The sequence below is a fragment of the Cytobacillus sp. FSL W7-1323 genome, assembly GCF_038595015.1.
GTDB classification, from domain to species: Bacteria; Bacillota; Bacilli; order Bacillales; family Cytobacillaceae; genus Cytobacillus; species Cytobacillus kochii.
Genome location: NZ_CP151998.1, coordinates 4438826 through 4455724 on the forward strand (window position 1 = coordinate 4438826; position 16899 = coordinate 4455724).

The 16899-nt window shown below is 37.8% G+C and carries 17 protein-coding genes and 1 riboswitch; of the genes, 8 read left to right on the forward strand and 9 right to left on the reverse strand.

Annotated elements, in window-relative coordinates:
- Positions 1–169 precede the first annotated feature (169 nt).
- Positions 170–919, forward strand: a complete 750-nt coding sequence (locus tag MKX67_RS22480; protein WP_342488778.1) for a hypothetical protein — start codon at positions 170–172, stop codon at positions 917–919.
- A gap of 82 nt (positions 920–1001) precedes the next feature.
- Here MKX67_RS22480 and MKX67_RS22485 read toward each other — a convergent pair whose 3' ends face one another.
- The gene (locus MKX67_RS22485) at positions 1002–1676 is read right to left on the reverse strand and encodes a GntR family transcriptional regulator (protein WP_095371446.1); all 675 of its coding nucleotides are present in this window, start codon (positions 1674–1676) and stop codon (positions 1002–1004) included.
- Positions 1677–1781: 105 nt separating this feature from the next.
- Between MKX67_RS22485 and MKX67_RS22490 the strand changes: the two genes are divergently transcribed.
- The 5 genes from MKX67_RS22490 to MKX67_RS22510 all read left to right on the forward strand — a co-directional run bounded on the left by MKX67_RS22490 (position 1782) and on the right by MKX67_RS22510 (position 6727).
- Positions 1782–2117 carry a heme oxygenase gene (locus MKX67_RS22490; protein ID WP_095371445.1) on the forward strand — a complete coding sequence of 112 codons (336 nt, stop codon included), beginning with the start codon at positions 1782–1784 and terminating at the stop codon, positions 2115–2117.
- A gap of 101 nt (positions 2118–2218) precedes the next feature.
- Positions 2219–2905, forward strand: a complete 687-nt coding sequence (locus MKX67_RS22495; protein WP_095371444.1) for a response regulator transcription factor — start codon at positions 2219–2221, stop codon at positions 2903–2905.
- Position 2906: 1 nt separating this feature from the next.
- A complete protein-coding gene (locus MKX67_RS22500) occupies positions 2907–3917 on the forward strand; it encodes a sensor histidine kinase (RefSeq protein ID WP_095371443.1) in 1011 nt (336 codons plus the stop codon).
- Between the two features lie 100 nt (positions 3918–4017).
- The gene (locus tag MKX67_RS22505; protein WP_095371442.1) at positions 4018–4779 is read left to right on the forward strand and encodes an ABC transporter ATP-binding protein; all 762 of its coding nucleotides are present in this window, start codon (positions 4018–4020) and stop codon (positions 4777–4779) included.
- On the forward strand, positions 4769–6727 hold the full coding sequence (locus MKX67_RS22510; RefSeq protein ID WP_322909875.1) for an ABC transporter permease: 1959 nt from the start codon (positions 4769–4771) through the stop codon (positions 6725–6727). Before MKX67_RS22505 ends, MKX67_RS22510 begins: the two co-directional genes overlap by 11 nt.
- 53 nt (positions 6728–6780) lie before the next feature.
- On the opposite strand, the gene MKX67_RS22515 is transcribed toward MKX67_RS22510, so the two are convergent.
- The 4 genes from MKX67_RS22515 to MKX67_RS22530 all read right to left on the reverse strand — a co-directional run bounded on the left by MKX67_RS22515 (position 6781) and on the right by MKX67_RS22530 (position 9626).
- Entirely contained in the window at positions 6781–7110 is a 330-nt protein-coding gene (locus MKX67_RS22515) for a thioredoxin family protein (protein ID WP_322909876.1), read from the reverse strand.
- 28 nt (positions 7111–7138) lie between these two features.
- Complete coding sequence (locus MKX67_RS22520) at positions 7139–8362, reverse strand: CNNM domain-containing protein (protein WP_342488779.1); 1224 nt, start codon at positions 8360–8362, stop codon at positions 7139–7141.
- Between the two features lie 182 nt (positions 8363–8544).
- A complete protein-coding gene (locus MKX67_RS22525; protein WP_281202835.1) occupies positions 8545–9105 on the reverse strand; it encodes a nitroreductase in 561 nt (186 codons plus the stop codon).
- A 44-nt stretch (positions 9106–9149) separates the two neighbouring features.
- The gene (locus tag MKX67_RS22530) at positions 9150–9626 is read right to left on the reverse strand and encodes a methylated-DNA--[protein]-cysteine S-methyltransferase (protein WP_095371437.1); all 477 of its coding nucleotides are present in this window, start codon (positions 9624–9626) and stop codon (positions 9150–9152) included.
- Between the two features lie 134 nt (positions 9627–9760).
- Between MKX67_RS22530 and MKX67_RS22535 the strand changes: the two genes are divergently transcribed.
- Entirely contained in the window at positions 9761–10969 is a 1209-nt protein-coding gene (locus MKX67_RS22535; protein WP_342488780.1) for an iron-containing alcohol dehydrogenase family protein, read from the forward strand.
- 239 nt (positions 10970–11208) lie between these two features.
- Here MKX67_RS22535 and MKX67_RS22540 read toward each other — a convergent pair whose 3' ends face one another.
- The 4 genes from MKX67_RS22540 to MKX67_RS22555 form a co-directional block, all read right to left on the reverse strand.
- Complete coding sequence (locus tag MKX67_RS22540; protein WP_095373573.1) at positions 11209–11943, reverse strand: amino acid ABC transporter ATP-binding protein; 735 nt, start codon at positions 11941–11943, stop codon at positions 11209–11211.
- A 24-nt stretch (positions 11944–11967) separates the two neighbouring features.
- Positions 11968–12726 (reverse strand): amino acid ABC transporter permease, encoded by a 759-nt coding sequence (locus tag MKX67_RS22545; protein WP_095371435.1) that lies wholly within the window; start codon positions 12724–12726, stop codon positions 11968–11970.
- A gap of 182 nt (positions 12727–12908) precedes the next feature.
- Positions 12909–13754, reverse strand: coding sequence for a transporter substrate-binding domain-containing protein (locus MKX67_RS22550; RefSeq protein ID WP_307316368.1), 846 nt, complete (start codon positions 13752–13754; stop codon positions 12909–12911).
- 129 nt (positions 13755–13883) lie between these two features.
- Positions 13884–14068, reverse strand: a riboswitch (Lysine riboswitch).
- Positions 14069–14198: 130 nt separating this feature from the next.
- The gene (locus MKX67_RS22555; RefSeq protein WP_233435338.1) at positions 14199–15686 is read right to left on the reverse strand and encodes a methyl-accepting chemotaxis protein; all 1488 of its coding nucleotides are present in this window, start codon (positions 15684–15686) and stop codon (positions 14199–14201) included.
- Between the two features lie 143 nt (positions 15687–15829).
- Here MKX67_RS22555 and MKX67_RS22560 point away from each other — a divergent pair, with 143 nt between their 5' ends.
- Entirely contained in the window at positions 15830–16876 is a 1047-nt protein-coding gene (locus MKX67_RS22560; protein ID WP_307316365.1) for a ketopantoate reductase family protein, read from the forward strand.
- Positions 16877–16899 lie beyond the last annotated feature (23 nt).

Below are 16899 nucleotides of genomic sequence, written 5' to 3' on the forward strand. Positions count from 1 at the left end.
CCGAAAAAAGCCAGAAGTATCAGAGGCTGGTACACCCTACGATACAACGTGATTATGCCCGCATCTCCATATAAATGTGGCGACAGTATCCTTCAAACTGTTGTCAGACTCATCCAATCAAAATGTATATTCTTAAATGAACGTTTCAGACTGAGACTGTGTGTAAATCATGGTTTTGCGCAAGAGCATGATGGACTTGGCTTTGTATTGCGCGCAAATCTTAGTTTCGCGCATTATTCTTTTGAATTTGACTATGTACTGCGCACAAACCTTAGTTTCGCGCACCATTCTTTTGAATTTAGCTATGATCTGCGCGCAAACCTTAGTTTCGCGCACCATTCTTTTGAATTTGGCTATGATCTGCGCGCAAACCTTAGTTTCGCGCACCATTCTTTTGGATTTGGCTGTGATCTGCGCGCAAACCTTAGTTTCGCGCACCATCCTTTTGAATTTGTCTATGTATTGCGCGCAAACCTTAGTTTCACGCACCATTCTTTTGGATTTGGCTGTGATCTGCGCGCAAACCTTAATTTCGCGCACCATTCTTTTGGATTTGGCTATAATCTGCGCGCAAACCTTAATTTCGCGCACCATTCTTTTGAATTTGGCTATGATCTGCGCGCAAACCTTAATTTCGCGCACCATTCTTTTGGATTTGGCTATGATCTGCGCGCAAACCTTAATTTCGCGCACCATCCTTTTGGATTTGGCTATGACTTGCGCGCAAACCTTAGTTTCGCGCACCATTCTTTTGAATTTGGCTATGATCTGCGCGCAAACCTTAATTTCGCGCACCATTCTTTTGGATTTGACTATGTACTGCGCGCAAATCTTAGCTACACGCACCATTCTTTTAGATTTGGCTTTGTATTACGCGCAATTCATGGAATCGCGCAATAAGGTGTATATTTTTCTATAACCTGCGCGCAAATCATGTTTTCTCCCTCTCTCACCGTTCTCTCTAGCAATATATATCTAAACACCAGGCAATCGGCCCCATTTTAACGGAGCCGATACTTAAATTTATCACTTCTATAAAGAATGCACGTTCGTTCTAGTATTTTTTCAGTGTCTTCGCATACGGTATGACTTTCAAGACAAATAAGTGGGAGGATATTATTGCACTTAAGCAACTCTTGCTCATAGGCGGAGGGGAATTGTACGCTTAATACTGCTCCATTATTGGTGAAGTGATGAAAACCATGAGCTCGGTAATAGGCGAACATGGATGTAATTCTCGGCGCATCTTTTTTAATCGTAGGGAAAACCTCTGTATTGACATACGATTGATGAATAGCAATTGGCTCCCCATTAATATAGCGAAGTCTCGACAACATATAGGTTTGGTTCTCTTTATTTATCTCATTATCTGGGGAAAATAGATTTATAGTTTGCAAATCATAACCGGAGGCTAGCATTTTATCTGTAAAACTTTCGCCCCCCGATAAGTGTAAATGAATCGCTTCTGATTCAGGCTTTAAATACCGCCCTTTTCCGCGTACTGAATAAAGGTGGCCTCGACCTTCTAAGTGTTGTAACGCTTTTCTCACAGTCATTCTTGGCAACTGAAACTCTTCTGCTAATTGATTTTCAGATGGGAACTTTTCATTCGATAGATACTCACCTGCAATGATTCTTTTCACTAATTCATCAATTAATAATGCTTCACTATACATCCCTCTCACCTCTCACCTTTATTTTACCAAATGAAGGGCTTTAATTTCAGAATTGATGAAAGTAAGTTTATAATAAAAGCATGATCACTAAAAGGAGGAATCATGATGTATATCGTAACGAATCGCATTAAAATGAAAAAAGGTTTTGCTGAAAGATTAGCACCTAACTTCACCAAGCCAGGTCCTCTACAAGAAATGAAAGGTTTCATTAAAGTGGAAACCGTTATTACACAAAACTTAGAAGAACATGATGAATTGAATGTGAATATGTATTGGGAAGACCTTGATAGCTTCCAAGCTTGGAAGGAAAGTGACATATTCAAACAAGCACATAAACGCCCCGAACCAAAACAAGGGGAAGAGCCTAAAGAATCTCCAATGCTTGGTAGCGAACTCGTTATCGGAAAAGTAGCAACGACAGTTGAAGCTATCGGAAAATAAAGGATAAGAAGATCGTCGCTGTACGGTCTTCTTTTTTTCCAGAAGGTTGTCCTCCCTTTCGTTTTTAATATAATATATGGAAAAACAAGTGTGGTGAAAAGATGTTTACTCTCTTACTTATAGAAGACGATGAAAGCTTATATCGAGAAATCAGAGAAAGATTAGAACAATGGTCATTTAGCGTGCATGGAATTGATGATTTCTCAAAAGTAATTGAACGATTTTCAGAGGTTAAGCCTGACCTCGTAATCATAGATATTCAATTGCCTAAATATGACGGCTTCCATTGGTGTCGTATGATTCGTAACCATTCTACCGTTCCGATTATCTTCTTATCTTCTCGTGATCATCCGACAGATATGGTCATGTCTATGCAACTTGGAGCAGATGATTTTGTGCAAAAGCCTTTTCATTTCGATGTACTTGTGGCAAAAATCCAAGCTTTACTAAGAAGAGCCTATAACTATACTGCTGATTCTCAGACACTACAAACATGGTATGGAGCTAAAATCGATTATGAAAAATATACGGTTTCTAACGAACACGGTGAGATTACCTTAACGAAGAACGAAATGTTTATTCTTAAACAATTGCTTCAACATAAAAATAAAACACTAAGCCGTGATGAACTTATTAAAGCTCTATGGGATGATGAGCGATTTATTAGTGACAATACTTTAACCGTTAATGTGAACAGGCTAAGAAAACGACTGGAGGAAATTGATTTAGGCAAACATATACATACAAAGGTAGGACAAGGTTATATGGCAATGGAAGAGGTCTATTAATATGGTGATTACTTTTTTAAAAGAACGAATAAGTTGGATACTCCTCTTCCTCTTCTCTCTCATGCTTATCATTGTATTTGCTTATATTGATCCTGGATTATCAATGTATTCGACCCTCTATATGGTTGCGATCCTGCTGGTTATTTTCATTATCTTTCTATTCTTGCGTTTTATAAAAGAGGTCTCCTACTACCGCCGATTAGAAAATTGGGCGCCTGGACTTGATCTCCACTATTTAGAAGAGGCCCGCTCACCTTTTGAAAAAATCATTGAATCTAGTCTTCAGAAACAAACGCAGCAATTAGAGATGGAAAATCAACAGATCAAATTGGAGATTGAACAAGAGAAAGATGAATTATTGCGGTGGATTCATGAGGTAAAGACCCCTTTAACAGCAATGAAACTCATCATTGATCGCCTAGAGCATCCAAGCTCGAAATCTGCTTTAGCTAACGAGTGGCTTCGCATTCATTTACTGCTTGATCAACAGCTTCACCATAAACGTATGCCAACTTTAGAAAATGATCTTTATATTGATAAGGTCTCACTTGAGGAAATATTATTTAGGGAAATACGAGACTTGCAATCTTGGTGCATGCAAAAAGGAATTGGTTTTGAACTCGATCTCGCAGTAAAAGAAGTGACAAGTGATGGTAAATGGCTTGGGTTTGTGATTAGGCAGATTTTATCTAATGCAGTAAAATATAGTCACTCATCCGAAATTACCATTGAGTCGGAGGCACTTGGTGACATTAACGTTCTCACCATTTCAGATAGAGGGAAAGGTATTTCACAAAAAGATTTACCGCGTATATATGACAAGGGTTTCACTTCAACCGCTGACCATGCAGGACATGCAGCTACAGGAATGGGTCTTTATTTAGCCAAAAAAGCAGCTGATACATTAAAAATAAACATTCAAGTTAGCTCAATCATAAATGAAGGGACGACAGTAACACTTGTATTCCCTAAAATGAATGATTTCGTTGATATAAGAATGACAACGAAGTGACAATAATGTCACACGCAATGATATTTTGTTCGCTGAATCGAAGGAGAAAGTCTCTCTATCCCTTTACAATGTAGGTAAGCTTAGAAAAAGGAGCATTCACATGAATATATTAGAAGCACATAAAATTCATAAAACCTACGGTAGTAGAGGGAATAAACAAGAAGTTTTAAAAGGCTTGGACCTGCATATAAAGCAAGGTGAATTTGTCAGTATTATGGGCGCATCGGGGTCTGGGAAGACAACCTTGCTCAATATCCTTTCGACGATCGATCACTTAAGCGCTGGTTCAATTAGTATTGAAGGCAAAGAAATGACGAAAATGAAAGAAAGACAACTTGCGGAATTCCGTAAACATTATCTCGGCTTCATTTTTCAAGATTATAATTTACTTGATACATTGACAGTAAAAGAAAACATCTTACTGCCATTATCAATCAAAAAAGTATCACGGACTGAAGCCAATAAGCGCTTTTCTGACATCGCCTCTGAATTAGGGATTGAAGATTTAGCTAACAAGTACCCAAGTGAAATTTCAGGTGGTCAAAAGCAAAGAACATCAGCAGCTCGTGCTTTTATACATGATCCTAGTATCATTTTTGCTGACGAACCGACTGGTGCTCTTGATTCGAAGTCCGCTTCGGATTTACTCAATAAATTAACGCGACTGAATGAAACAAGGAAGTCAACGATTGTTATGGTCACGCATGACCCCGTTGCGGCTAGTTACTGTAGTCGTGTGATTTTTATTAAAGATGGCCATATTTACACGCAATTGAACAAAGGTGATGAGAAGAGGCAAGATTTCTTTAAAGATATTATGAAGACACAAGCCATTCTGGGCGGTGTACAAAATGAACATTAATTTGCTCATTTGGCGTAATTTAAAGAAGAATTTGAAGAATTATTACCTTTATGTTTTTGCACTTGCTTTTAGCTCTAGTCTTTATTTTGCCTTTGTTACATTACAATATGACCCTGCATTAGATGAGGCGAGCGGTACTATAAAAGGTGCAGCAGCTATACGGGCAGCATCTGTCCTTCTCATCGTAATTGTTGCTGTATTTCTCTTATTTGCTAACAATCTTTTTATAAAAAGACGTGGGCAAGAAATCGGGCTCTTCCAACTTATCGGTATGACGAAAGGGCAAATCTTCCGTCTACTTACAGCTGAAAATTTCTTATTATATTTCAGTTCTTTAATGATTGGTATTTTTCTTGGTTTTCTCAGCTCGAGGTTTGTGCTAATGATTCTGTTTAAATTAATATCGATCGATGAATTAGCGGAATTACAGTTTTCATCCCAGGCGTTAGTACAGACGCTAATTGTTTTTGCTGTGATTTATTTACTCATTATGGCAAATAACCTTTTCTTTATTCACCGTCAGAGCATACTATCACTGTTCAAAGTAAAAGCAACTACAGAAGGAACTGTAAAACGGGTCACGGTTGTAGAAATTGTAATTGGAATATTAGGACTTTGCTTTATTACAACAGGTTATTATGTATCATCCAAACTTTTCAGTGGTAATTTTACATCAATAAATGAATTATTTCTCGCCATGATTTTCATCCTTGGGAGTGTCATTATCGGTACTTACCTTTTCTTCCGTGGGTCGATTACTTTCATTGGTAATGTCATTCGCAATGGTAAAGGCGGCTATCTTAACATAACAGATGTCCTCTCTTTGTCATCAATTATGTTTCGCATGAAATCCAATGCCTTATTATTAACGGTAATAACAACCGTATCGGCATTAGCTATCGGTTTACTCTCTTTATCCTATATTCAGTTCTATTCAGCAGAAAAAAGCGCATTTGAACGTGTACTAGCAGATTTTTCTACGAATAGTGAAAAAGAAGCAAACATGCTAACAGAGGCATTCACTGATCATAATATAGCTTTTACAGAAGAAACAACGGAAATCGTAGTTACTACCTTTAATATGGCAGACATGATTCAACTATCTGTGGATCCTGAATCAGCAGGTATGGATGTACAGAAGATGGAATCGACCGTAGTTAGTGATAAAGATGTAGACGGTTTAGACGTTAAGCCAAATGAAGTATTCTTTACTGGTTGGCCTGCCATGTTTGATTCTATCATGGATGTAAACGAAAACAGCTCTATTGTGATGCATACAACAGCAAATGAATATAAATTAGATCTTATTGGTTTAAATGATGAACCTGTCATTCCATTTTATTTCACATTTGGCGGCTCTCCTACTGCTGTCGTCGATGACACAGTATATAAGCAATTGCAAAAAGCATTGAATCCAGATTTACAAACCATTTTTAAAGACCAAGGCAACGTTTTTTATAAAATCAACCTGGAAAATCAGGACGATGTAGTAAAAGCAAATGATCTATACGAAACGCTGGACATCGAACGAAATACCTGGTCCCTGCAATTAGAATTTCAAGGTGTGAAAGAATTTATCGGTTTGACATTATTTATTACCGGCTTCTTAGGGCTTACATTCTTAATCACTTCAGGCTGTATCATTTATTTTAAGCAAATGGATGAGGGGGAAGAAGAAAAGAATGGCTATACGATTTTACGTAAGCTTGGCTATACTCAGAACGATCTCTTAAGAGGAATTTGCGTGAAACAGTTTTTCACTTTCGGTATCCCACTTGTTCTCAGTCTGTCTCATAGTTACTTCGCTGTTAAATCGGGCTGGTTCTTGTTCGGAACAGAAATGATGACACCAACTATTATTGTCATGGTTATCTATACTGTGCTTTATTCCATCTTTGGATTATTAGCAATTTTACATTATAAGAAAGTGATTAAAGATGCATTATAATTAATGAAGGGCACCGTTCATTTTAAGAACGGTGCCCTTTTTAATGCATTTTTTCACATCATAAAGTTTAAATGCTTTAATTGTTTGTTAAACTCCTGTACTCTCATAAATCTTCCTTCTCTTAAGTACTCTTTCCCTTCTTTAAAGAGGATGATTGTCGGTACAGAAAATACCAAAAACTCACCGGCAATTTCGCTTACAACCTGATAGTTAACTTTTCCTAGTTTTATCTTTTGGTAATCCTTTACACTCTCAAATAATTTGGGATACAATGCATGACATACACTACATTGATCACTCCAAATATAAAGGAGGGCAAAGTTATTTTCTTGAATAAATGCTCTCACTTCTTTAATAGATTTCAATTCTGAATGCTTATTCACTTTTTCAAACCCCTTTAAAAGCACAGCATCATTTTTTAGTAATTTTTATTTTAGTCAGTGCTCTCCCTTTTACTTCTAATATTTCAAAAGTAAGATTGTTTTGTACAATGACTTCACCTACCGCCGGAAAATGGTCTATTTGCTTTTGTATGTAACCTGCAAGTACATCATCTTCCTCTGGTATATCTGTCTTAAATACAGAATTGAGTTGATATAATGTAATTTTTCCATTACAGATGATTTCTGTGTCAGTCAGCTTATGAATATGCCTTTCAGTATCCAGATCCATTTCATCTTCAATTTCTAACCCGATCATGGCTTCAATAATGTCTTCATGAGTAACAATTCCTTCTGTTCCACCATATTCGTCCAAGACAACTGCTAGATGTTTTTTCTCCATCGTCATTTGGCGAAAAACACGCTCAAGAGAAGCAAATTCATAAATAACCAAAGGATCTGTATCACAATAATCCTCTAGTGTTTTATGTGGTTCCGCAGCCCAAGATAATAAGTACTTTGAATGAAAAACTGCGACAATACGATCAATATCCTCCCGATAGACAGGATACCTTGTATACGGATGTTGAATCACAGTATCCCTTACTTCTTCAAATGTAGTTGTAATAGGAAACGCAACAAGATCTATTCTTGGGGTTTTTAGCACGTCTTTTACATTTAAATTATGAAAATTAAGTACACCTTTAATACGATGAGACTCTTCTTTTTTAAAGATCCCTTCCGTGTCAGCGATTTCCACTATTGCCCGTAACTCTTCCTTAGAAATTGATGATTCTTGCTTCTGCCCCTTTGATAATATGCGGGTAATAAAACCCGTTAATCCATTTAAAATGACTGTCACTGGTTTTAGAATAAAAATAACAGAACGAATCACAGGATATACAAGATACGATATACGATCAGGGAAAGCTGCTGCAATGGATTTCGGAATTACTTCCGAAAATATAATAATAACCACTGTTAATATGGCCGAAGCGAGCGCAACATTAAAGCCATATTGAATAGCAAGGGTTGTTACAAGTGTCGGTAGCAAGATATTAGCAATGTTATTACCAATGAGAATAGAAGTAATAAACTCACTTGGCTTTGAGACGATATTAAGTAGCTTTTCAGCCTTTTTATCATGGTTTTTCGCTTTCGTTCGCAGCCTCATCTTATTTGTTGCAGTTAATGCCGTTTCACTCCCTGAAAAAAAGAATGAAACAAATAAGAGAAAAATAATAGCAATAATCAACTCTAGTCCCCCTCACAATGGAACAGCAATTAAACGTTATTTTATATACCAATAGTATACCTAACTACTCCTCCTACAAACATATTTGATTGACTTTAAAAAAGGTTTATATATTCTAGTAGCTAAAAAAAGGCTAGGAACCGCTTTTCGCACCTGTCCCTAGCCTTTATTATCACTTTATTTTACTCTTTAATAATTTGCAGCTTTTCTTTCATACTTGTTCGCGGCTTTGCTTCAGGAATATGATCGGCATAACCAATCATTAAAGTAGCTACTACTTTCTCCCCTGGTTTTACACCAATCGCTTCTCGGAAGACAGGATTATAGATCCAATCATTGGTTCGCCAAATCATGCCAATGCCTCTTTCCCATGCAGCTAATTGGAAATTTTGAATCATCGCACTCACTGCACCATAATCCTCATCCCATGTCTTTTGACGAGGGTCCTCAGGCATCACAACAACTAAGTGCAAAGGTATAGAGCGAAAATAAGCGGATTTATTTTGTGCTTTTTCAGGTATGGTCCCATCCTTTAATTTTTGCGTTTGGCAAAATGCATCAATAAACTTCTCTTTCCCTTTTTCAGCGAATAGTAATAAACGCCATGGTTCCGTCATTTTATGATTTGGTGCCCATTTTGCCACCTCTAGTAATTCTACAATTTCATCTATGCTTACAGGATCTTGTTTGAACTTTTTAATCGAACGGCGATCCTTGATGATTTCATCGATCTTTCTCTCCATTTCCAGTCACCTCTTCTAACATTCTGCTTACCAGAACTATTATACTATTTTCTGAACTTTCTTTCATGCTCAAGCAACCAGCCTTTTCTTTCCATCCCACCTGCATAACCAGTTAACTTTCCGTTTGTGCCAATAATACGGTGGCAAGGTACAATGATACTCATTTTATTTTTACCATTAGCGCTCCCGACTGCACGGACAGCTTTTTCATTTCCGACAATGACGGCAATGTCTTTATATGAGGCAGTCTCACCGAAAGGAATTGTTGTTAACGCTTGCCATACATTCGTTTGAAAGGTTGTCCCATTGAGCTCATAAGTAATTTCAAATGCTTCTCTCTTCCCTTGAAAATATTCCTCTAATTGCTGTACACATTCCTTTATTACATCTGGCGAGTCATTTCTCAATGGTTCTGCGATTTCCGTTCTATCAAGAAATTGAACAGCTGTGATGGCTTTTTCTGTTCCTTCGATTGCTAGCACACCTACAGGGGAATTTATTTGTACAATCGATTTTTGCATAACAAGCTCACTTCCTCATTTTTTACTTGTATTCTAACACTCTTTCTAAAATTTAGTTAGAGAAAGAAGGAAATCACCTTGTAAGCGCTTAACTATTTATAAGTAAAAAAATATTAGAGGGAGAGGATCAGCGAATGAGTTTATTGAACGCATCATTTCACTTAAATCTACAAACGGATTTAAAATTTGGTTATGAGGTCGTTCAACAAGAGCTTTCAGACAAAATTAAAGCGACAGGAAAGAAGAAGGTCTTCGTTTGTACAGATAAAGGACTGATTTCATCAGGTGTCGTAGAAAAAATTACCCAAGTATTAGAAGATGCATCCATTGAATATGCTGTTTATGCAGAAATCGAGCCCAACCCGTCTGCTCATTCGGTTATGGAAGGCATGAAGAGCTTTCAATTAGAAGGCGCAGACTTGATTATTGCCCTTGGAGGCGGTAGCTCTATGGACTTTGCCAAAGCGCTGGCTGTTGCAGTCACACACACCGGACATATACTGGAATATTCTCTTGGCGGTAAGCCAATAGAAGATAAACTACCATTACTTTTTGCGATTCCAACAACAGTTGGTACTGGGTCTGAAGTAACGATTGCAAGTGTCATTACAGATAGCGATGGTGGTAGAAAACTTGTTCTAGGATCTCCTTATCTTGTACCAAAAGTTGTGTTTGTGGACCCGGCACTCACACTTGGATTGCCACGAAAGCATGTTGCTGCTACAGGGGCTGATGCACTTGTCCATGCCATTGAATCTTATGTATCATTACCAGCTAATCCTTTTACAGATGCTCTTGCTCTTCAAGCGATTCGCATGCTCTGGACCTATTTACCACAAACCTATGCTCATGCAGACAATTTAGAAGCAAGGGGGCAAGTCCATCTTGCTAGTACATTGGCTGGCATGTCATTTAGCCTCGGTGGATTAGGGATTGTTCATTCCTTATCACATCCAATGTCTGCACGCTACGGTGTCCCCCATGGACTTGCGAATGCTGTGATACTACCAAAAGTGATTGCCTACAATCTTCCAGCATCAACAGAAAAATATGCAACAATTGCACGCATGATTGATCCATCCTTACATTCCGTTAGTATGCAACAAGCAGGCAAAACTCTTATTCCATTAGTAGAAGAATTAATGCATTCTATTGATATTCCACAAAATTTTGCGCATCTCGACCACCACTTTACAGATGAAGATATCGCCCAACTAGCAGAAGATGCAATGAACGATCATGGAACCGTACATTATAATCCAAGAAAAGCAGTGAAAGAAGATATTGAAGCCATTTATAAAAAGGTCTTACCTGTGAATATAGACGAGAAAATTTATCATTAACTAAGAAAAAAGAGCAGTCCTTCCGAGCTAGACATGAATAAGCTTAATTCTGGAGCGGAAATACGACAGCATAAGTTGATCTTACGAATGTAGTTCATTCATCTTTGTCGCGGCTCAACTTCTACCAAAGGACCGACAAACTTCTGATCCAATTCCAAAGCTTTTAACAACGTTCCGTACGAGAGGCTAAAACTAAAAGAAGCTTGCCCAATTTAATTATTAAATCGGGCAAGCTTCTTTTAGTTACGTGTACGTTGTAGGAAAGCTTTGGTTCTTTCCATTTTGGGGTTATTGAATAGTTGCTCTGGTGTCCCTTCTTCAGCAATGACGCCTTTATCCATGAAGACAACGCGATCCGACACTTCACGGGCGAATTCCATTTCATGGGTGACAATAAGCATGGTCAGGCCTGTGCCAGCCAGTTCCTTCATCACCTTTAACACTTCGCCAACCATTTCAGGATCGAGTGCTGAGGTTGGTTCATCAAACAACATCACATCTGGCTCCATTGAAAGTGCTCTTGCAATCGCCACACGCTGTTTTTGACCTCCGGAAAGCTGTCTTGGTTTAGCTTCTACATAAGCCTCCATCCCGACCACACGCAAATATTTCTTCGCGATTTTTTCTGCTTCCTCTTTTGAACGCTTTAATACTTTTATTTGCCCAACAACACAATTTCCCAATACATTATGGTTATTAAATAGATTAAAAGATTGAAAAACCATGCCGAGATTTTTACGATATTGATGGACATTATGTTTATCGTCGAGGATATTTTCACCGTTATAGATAATTTGTCCACCACTTGGTTTTTCTAATAGATTGACACATCTTAATAGGGTCGATTTCCCAGACCCTGATGAGCCGATGATTGTAACTACTTCTCCTTTATTCACTGAGAAGTTAATATCTTTTAATACTTCATGACTACCAAAAGACTTACTTAACCCTTGAATATCAACAACTGTATTCACTTTTCCAACTCTCCTTTCCGCCACCTATGCTCCTGTTGTTTTTCTTTTGATATCTTCTGCCGTATCCATTTCACCTGCAACGACGTAATTTTCCGGTCCATCCATTCTTCTTTCAATATAGCGTAGAATTAATGTAACGGTATAAGTCATAACGAAATAAATAATACAAACAACAAAGAATGACTCAAAGTAGCGGAAATTATTCCCTGCAATTGAATTCGTTTGGAAAAATAATTCAGATATAGAAATCACGCTTAACACGGCAGTATCTTTTATATTAATGATAAATTGATTACCTGTAGCTGGAAGAATGTTTCGAATGACCTGAGGTAAAACAACATTCATCATTGTTTGCAAATGGTTCATCCCAATGGCTTGGGCTGCCTCATATTGACCTGGGTCGACAGAAATAATCCCTCCACGAACAATCTCAGCCATATAAGCACCCGTGTTAATGGAAACAATAACGATACCAGCAATGAGCGGATCCATTTGATAGCCAAAGGCCATTGCTGCCCCGTAAAAAATAACCATTGCCTGTACAATCATTGGTGTGCCTCTAAAGAATTCAATATAAGCAGATAACAAGAAATTCACTATTTTTAATAACAACCGTTTAGGACCATTCTCAGGTATTGGTATTGTTCGAAGAATGCCTGACAACAAACCAATTAGGGCACCGAAAACGGTACCAATTAAGGCAATGACTAATGTCACACCGGCGCCTCGTAAAAACATTGGCCAATATTCGACAACGATGCGAATAATCCATTCTATACTCATAACAATGATCTCCTTTTCTCTCATCATGATTGGCCATTACCAATCAATCTGCTAAGGATTTGCGCTTCAAAGGTTTAATACGACGGAGAGGATGCGCTACCCTAGTTGTTTATTTCTCATGTCTCTCCTAACCTTCTTCTCGATATAAAACCGGCTACATCTCATGCAGCCGGCTCATTTAGTTATTCTGCCGCTGGCTGATTCTCAATAGCAGCATCCATTAATTCTTTTTGCTCTTCTTCAGAAATATCTGCAAGGATTTCATTGATTTTATCTGTTAATTCGCTACCTTTTTTCACCCCTACTGCAATGGCAGTATCTTCTTCACTTGTCTCAAATCCTTCAGTAAATTCAACCATCGCAAAGTTATCATTAGCAGCTGAAGCACTTACACCTTCCGGACGTTCAGAAACATAGCCGTCAATAATTCCAGACTCTAATGCAACACGCATAGCAGGGAAGCTCTCCATCGCTGTTTGCTGTTGTACGCCGTCAATTTGATCAATTACTGAATAATGAAATGTATTTAATTGGGCAGTAACCTTTGCCCCACTGAAGTCTTGAATGGATGTGGCATTTTCGTAATCGCCACCTTTTTTCACTACCATGACTAAATCAGATTCATAATAGTTATCGGAAAAATCAATCGTTTCTTTTCGTTCTGCTGTTGGTGACATACCAGCAATAATAGCGTCAATTTTATCTGAACTTAATGATGGTACTAATCCATCCCATTTTGTTTTCACAATTACTAACTCTTTTCCTAAACCTTCTGCTATCTTCTTCGCAATCTCAACATCGTAACCGCCTGCAAACTCTGAATTACCTTCAATTGCTACTGCGCCATTGCTATCATCCATTTGCGTCCAGTTAAATGGCGCATAACCCGCCTCTAGTCCTACGCGAAAAACGTCTTTATCTTCTCCACCTGAACCTGTGCTTCCTTCAGCCTCATCATTTGAACCACAAGCAGCTAGAAACATACTCAGTACTAAAGCCATAGCTAGTAAAGCAAATCTCTTTTTCATCTCTATTCCCCCTAATATATTTTTCTACTAATTAAACTATTCCGAATTAAGAAAAAGAATAACAAAAAAAGACCTGAGATGAACTCAGGTCCTTGTTATTCTTCCGCCTAAATCCTCTACTTTTCCCATTTTAGAGATAGTGCACCTTAATAAATCGGGTAAATTTATTAAGACAGTCCTGCAATTATTCACTGCAGACCCAACATGCTATACAAACGGGTATAGCACATTTCGGCGATATTTCCTTCTCTTTAGTCTCATCATGCCTTATCACTCTACTAAAGACTGTTAAATACCGCGCCTCTACCCCACCAGAAAAAGTGAGGTTTATTCAATTTGATATCTATTAGGCTACAATAGTTTAATAGCGTCTGTCAATATAAACTCTATGGAAAATTGGTCCTTTTTTCGCACAACCTTTTGATTAGAGCATAATTACCAATGTTAAGCTTGTTGGCTTGAAGCTAACTCTTTTAACTGTATGCTCAAACGATTAATATCCGCTACCGAATGATTTACGTTTGACACCATCTCATGTTCATCTTCTATGATAGCAACGATTTCCTCTGTAGCTGCGGCGTTCTCCTCTGATATATTTGCCATATTTTCAATCTGCTCTTGAATTTGTTCAAATTTTTCTGTGGCAGCGGAAACTTCATTGACACCTCTCACTAACTCTAAGTTGTTTTCTTGTAATGATGTTTGTATCTCGTTGAAAAAGGCAGATATCTCTGTTAGAAGTGCTTGTCCCTGCTTTACAGCACCTTCCCCTTCAAGAGAGCTTTTACGTGCTTCAAGAGACTGAGTGAAAAGAGTATTCGTCACTTCAGAGATCGCCACCGTGATTTCAGCACTTTGCTCAGCTAACTTCCTTACTTCATCTGCAACGACCGCAAACCCTCGCCCATGCTCTCCGGCTCTTGCTGATTCAATTGCTGCATTTAATGCGAGTAAATTAGTTTGATCGGCAATTTGTTTAATGCCTGCTAATAATTTATTCACTTGTTCCATACTTGAATGAACATCTGATACCGTCGATGCTGTCACACTAATCGTTGTATTTACAGTATTCATATGCGATGTAACATCGACTATCTTATTTAAACCATCTTGTACTTTCTCATTCATATTCTCCGACTTTTCTACGACACCTTCTGAAATGGCAACAGATTCTTTTGTATTTTGTAAAGACTGACTCATAGAATCATTGACAATATTTAAGCTGTTCGCTTCTTCTTGAATACTTGTAGCCATCTGTTGAGCAGCTTCTAATACTTGTTGACTTGACTCATGTATCGTTTCAATATTTTGCTTAAAAAGTCCAATATGATTTTCTAGAGTCACTGTACCTTTATCTATTGAACCAAAGGTGTCTTGCAACTGTATGAGGAGGTCCTTTGACTCCGTTTCTTTTTGCTCTGCTTGGTCAATTAATTCCCTACCCCAACTAGCTAATAAATAAAATAAGTACAAAATCCCGTTGGCGACAAGAATAATAGTAAAAATACTCCGGACACTATTACTTTCTCCTAATAACTGATGGCCAATTATAAAGTAGGTAGCAATAAAACTAACATTATAGAATACAGAAAAAGCAACAATCATTTCTTTCTTAAAATATAGCACCACCATTGCAATCGTTAAGAATAAAATATAATGCTTATTCAATGCATATCCGTCCACAAAAAAGAGCATCATCACAATGAGGTTTGGTATAGCAGCATATAAAAAGCCCTTTACGTAATCATTGATACGCAAAAAATACAGAACAATAGCCATGACAATGACAGAAATCCCAGCACACATAATGACAATTGTATCGCTCAAACCCCGGTCAATAACAATAGGTAAGACTAATAAAACAGCTAATGTCATCAATCCCCACATATTCACTTTATGAACTCTTAATAATTCATTCTTTTGCGTACCCAATTATTTTTCCTCCTAATTTAATCCAAAAACAAGGACTTTAAGCCTATCATTTGGGTTTTTTTTCTTTTATTTCTATTATTTATTTCGGTATGATTAACTTTTATGTTAGTGCTTTACAACTAAATATTTTAGGAGGATGCATAATGAGAATTGCTATCATGGGAACAGGATCTTTAGGGACGATTATTGGGGCACACTTATCAAAAGGGGCACATCATGTGGAATGCATCGATGTAAATACTGACCATATTAACGCCTTAAACAGTAACGGCGCAACAGTTGTGGGGACTGTAAACTTGCAGGCTTCTGTGAAAGCCATCACGCCACATGAAATGACTGGCATTTATGACCTTGTCTTACTTTTAACAAAGCAAGTATACAATAAATCAGTGCTCCTACAACTTCAAGCGCATATGAACGAAGCAAGTATATTACTCTCTTTACAAAATGGTGTTCCAGAAGAAAGTTTAGTAGAATCACTTGGTTCATCCATCATTATTGGTGGTTCTGTAGAGTTTGGTGCTACTTGGGTAAAACCAGGTGTATCACAATTAACATCAGACAAAGAGGCATTCTCTGCTCACGCTTTTCAAATTGGTGAGTTAGACGGACAGATTACTGACCGCGTGAACCTAGTAAAAACCGTTCTTGAAGATGTCGGTGGCACAATCGTTTCAAATAATCTAATCGGTACAAAATGGTCCAAACTTCTTGTTAATGTAGCGATGAGTGGTATGTCGGCAGCACTAGGTTGTACATATGGAGATATTTTGAATAACGAGGCAGCTGTCACAAGTGCAGTGATGTTAGCTGATGAAACGTTAAAAGTTGGTTACGCGAATAACATTCAATTTAGCGAACTAGCTGGTGTAAATGTTGGAATCTTCTCTATTAACGAAGACAAGAGCAATCTACCTATGGTCATCCAAGTTGCTAAACAAGCATTTGGTCCTCAAGCACTGCTCAAAGCTAGTATGCTACAAGATTTAGAAAAAGGATTACAAACAGAAGTCGACTATATTAATGGTTACATTTCAACAAAAGGGAACGCCCTACAAGTATCTACTCCAGTAAATGACCTTGTCACAAGCATGATCAAACAAGCAGAAGAAACAAAACAACTGCCGGACTTTAATGAAAATATTAAAGCATTTGAGTCCCTATTAAACAAAGAATTTGCTATTCATTAATCCATACTTGAAAGACAGGCTGA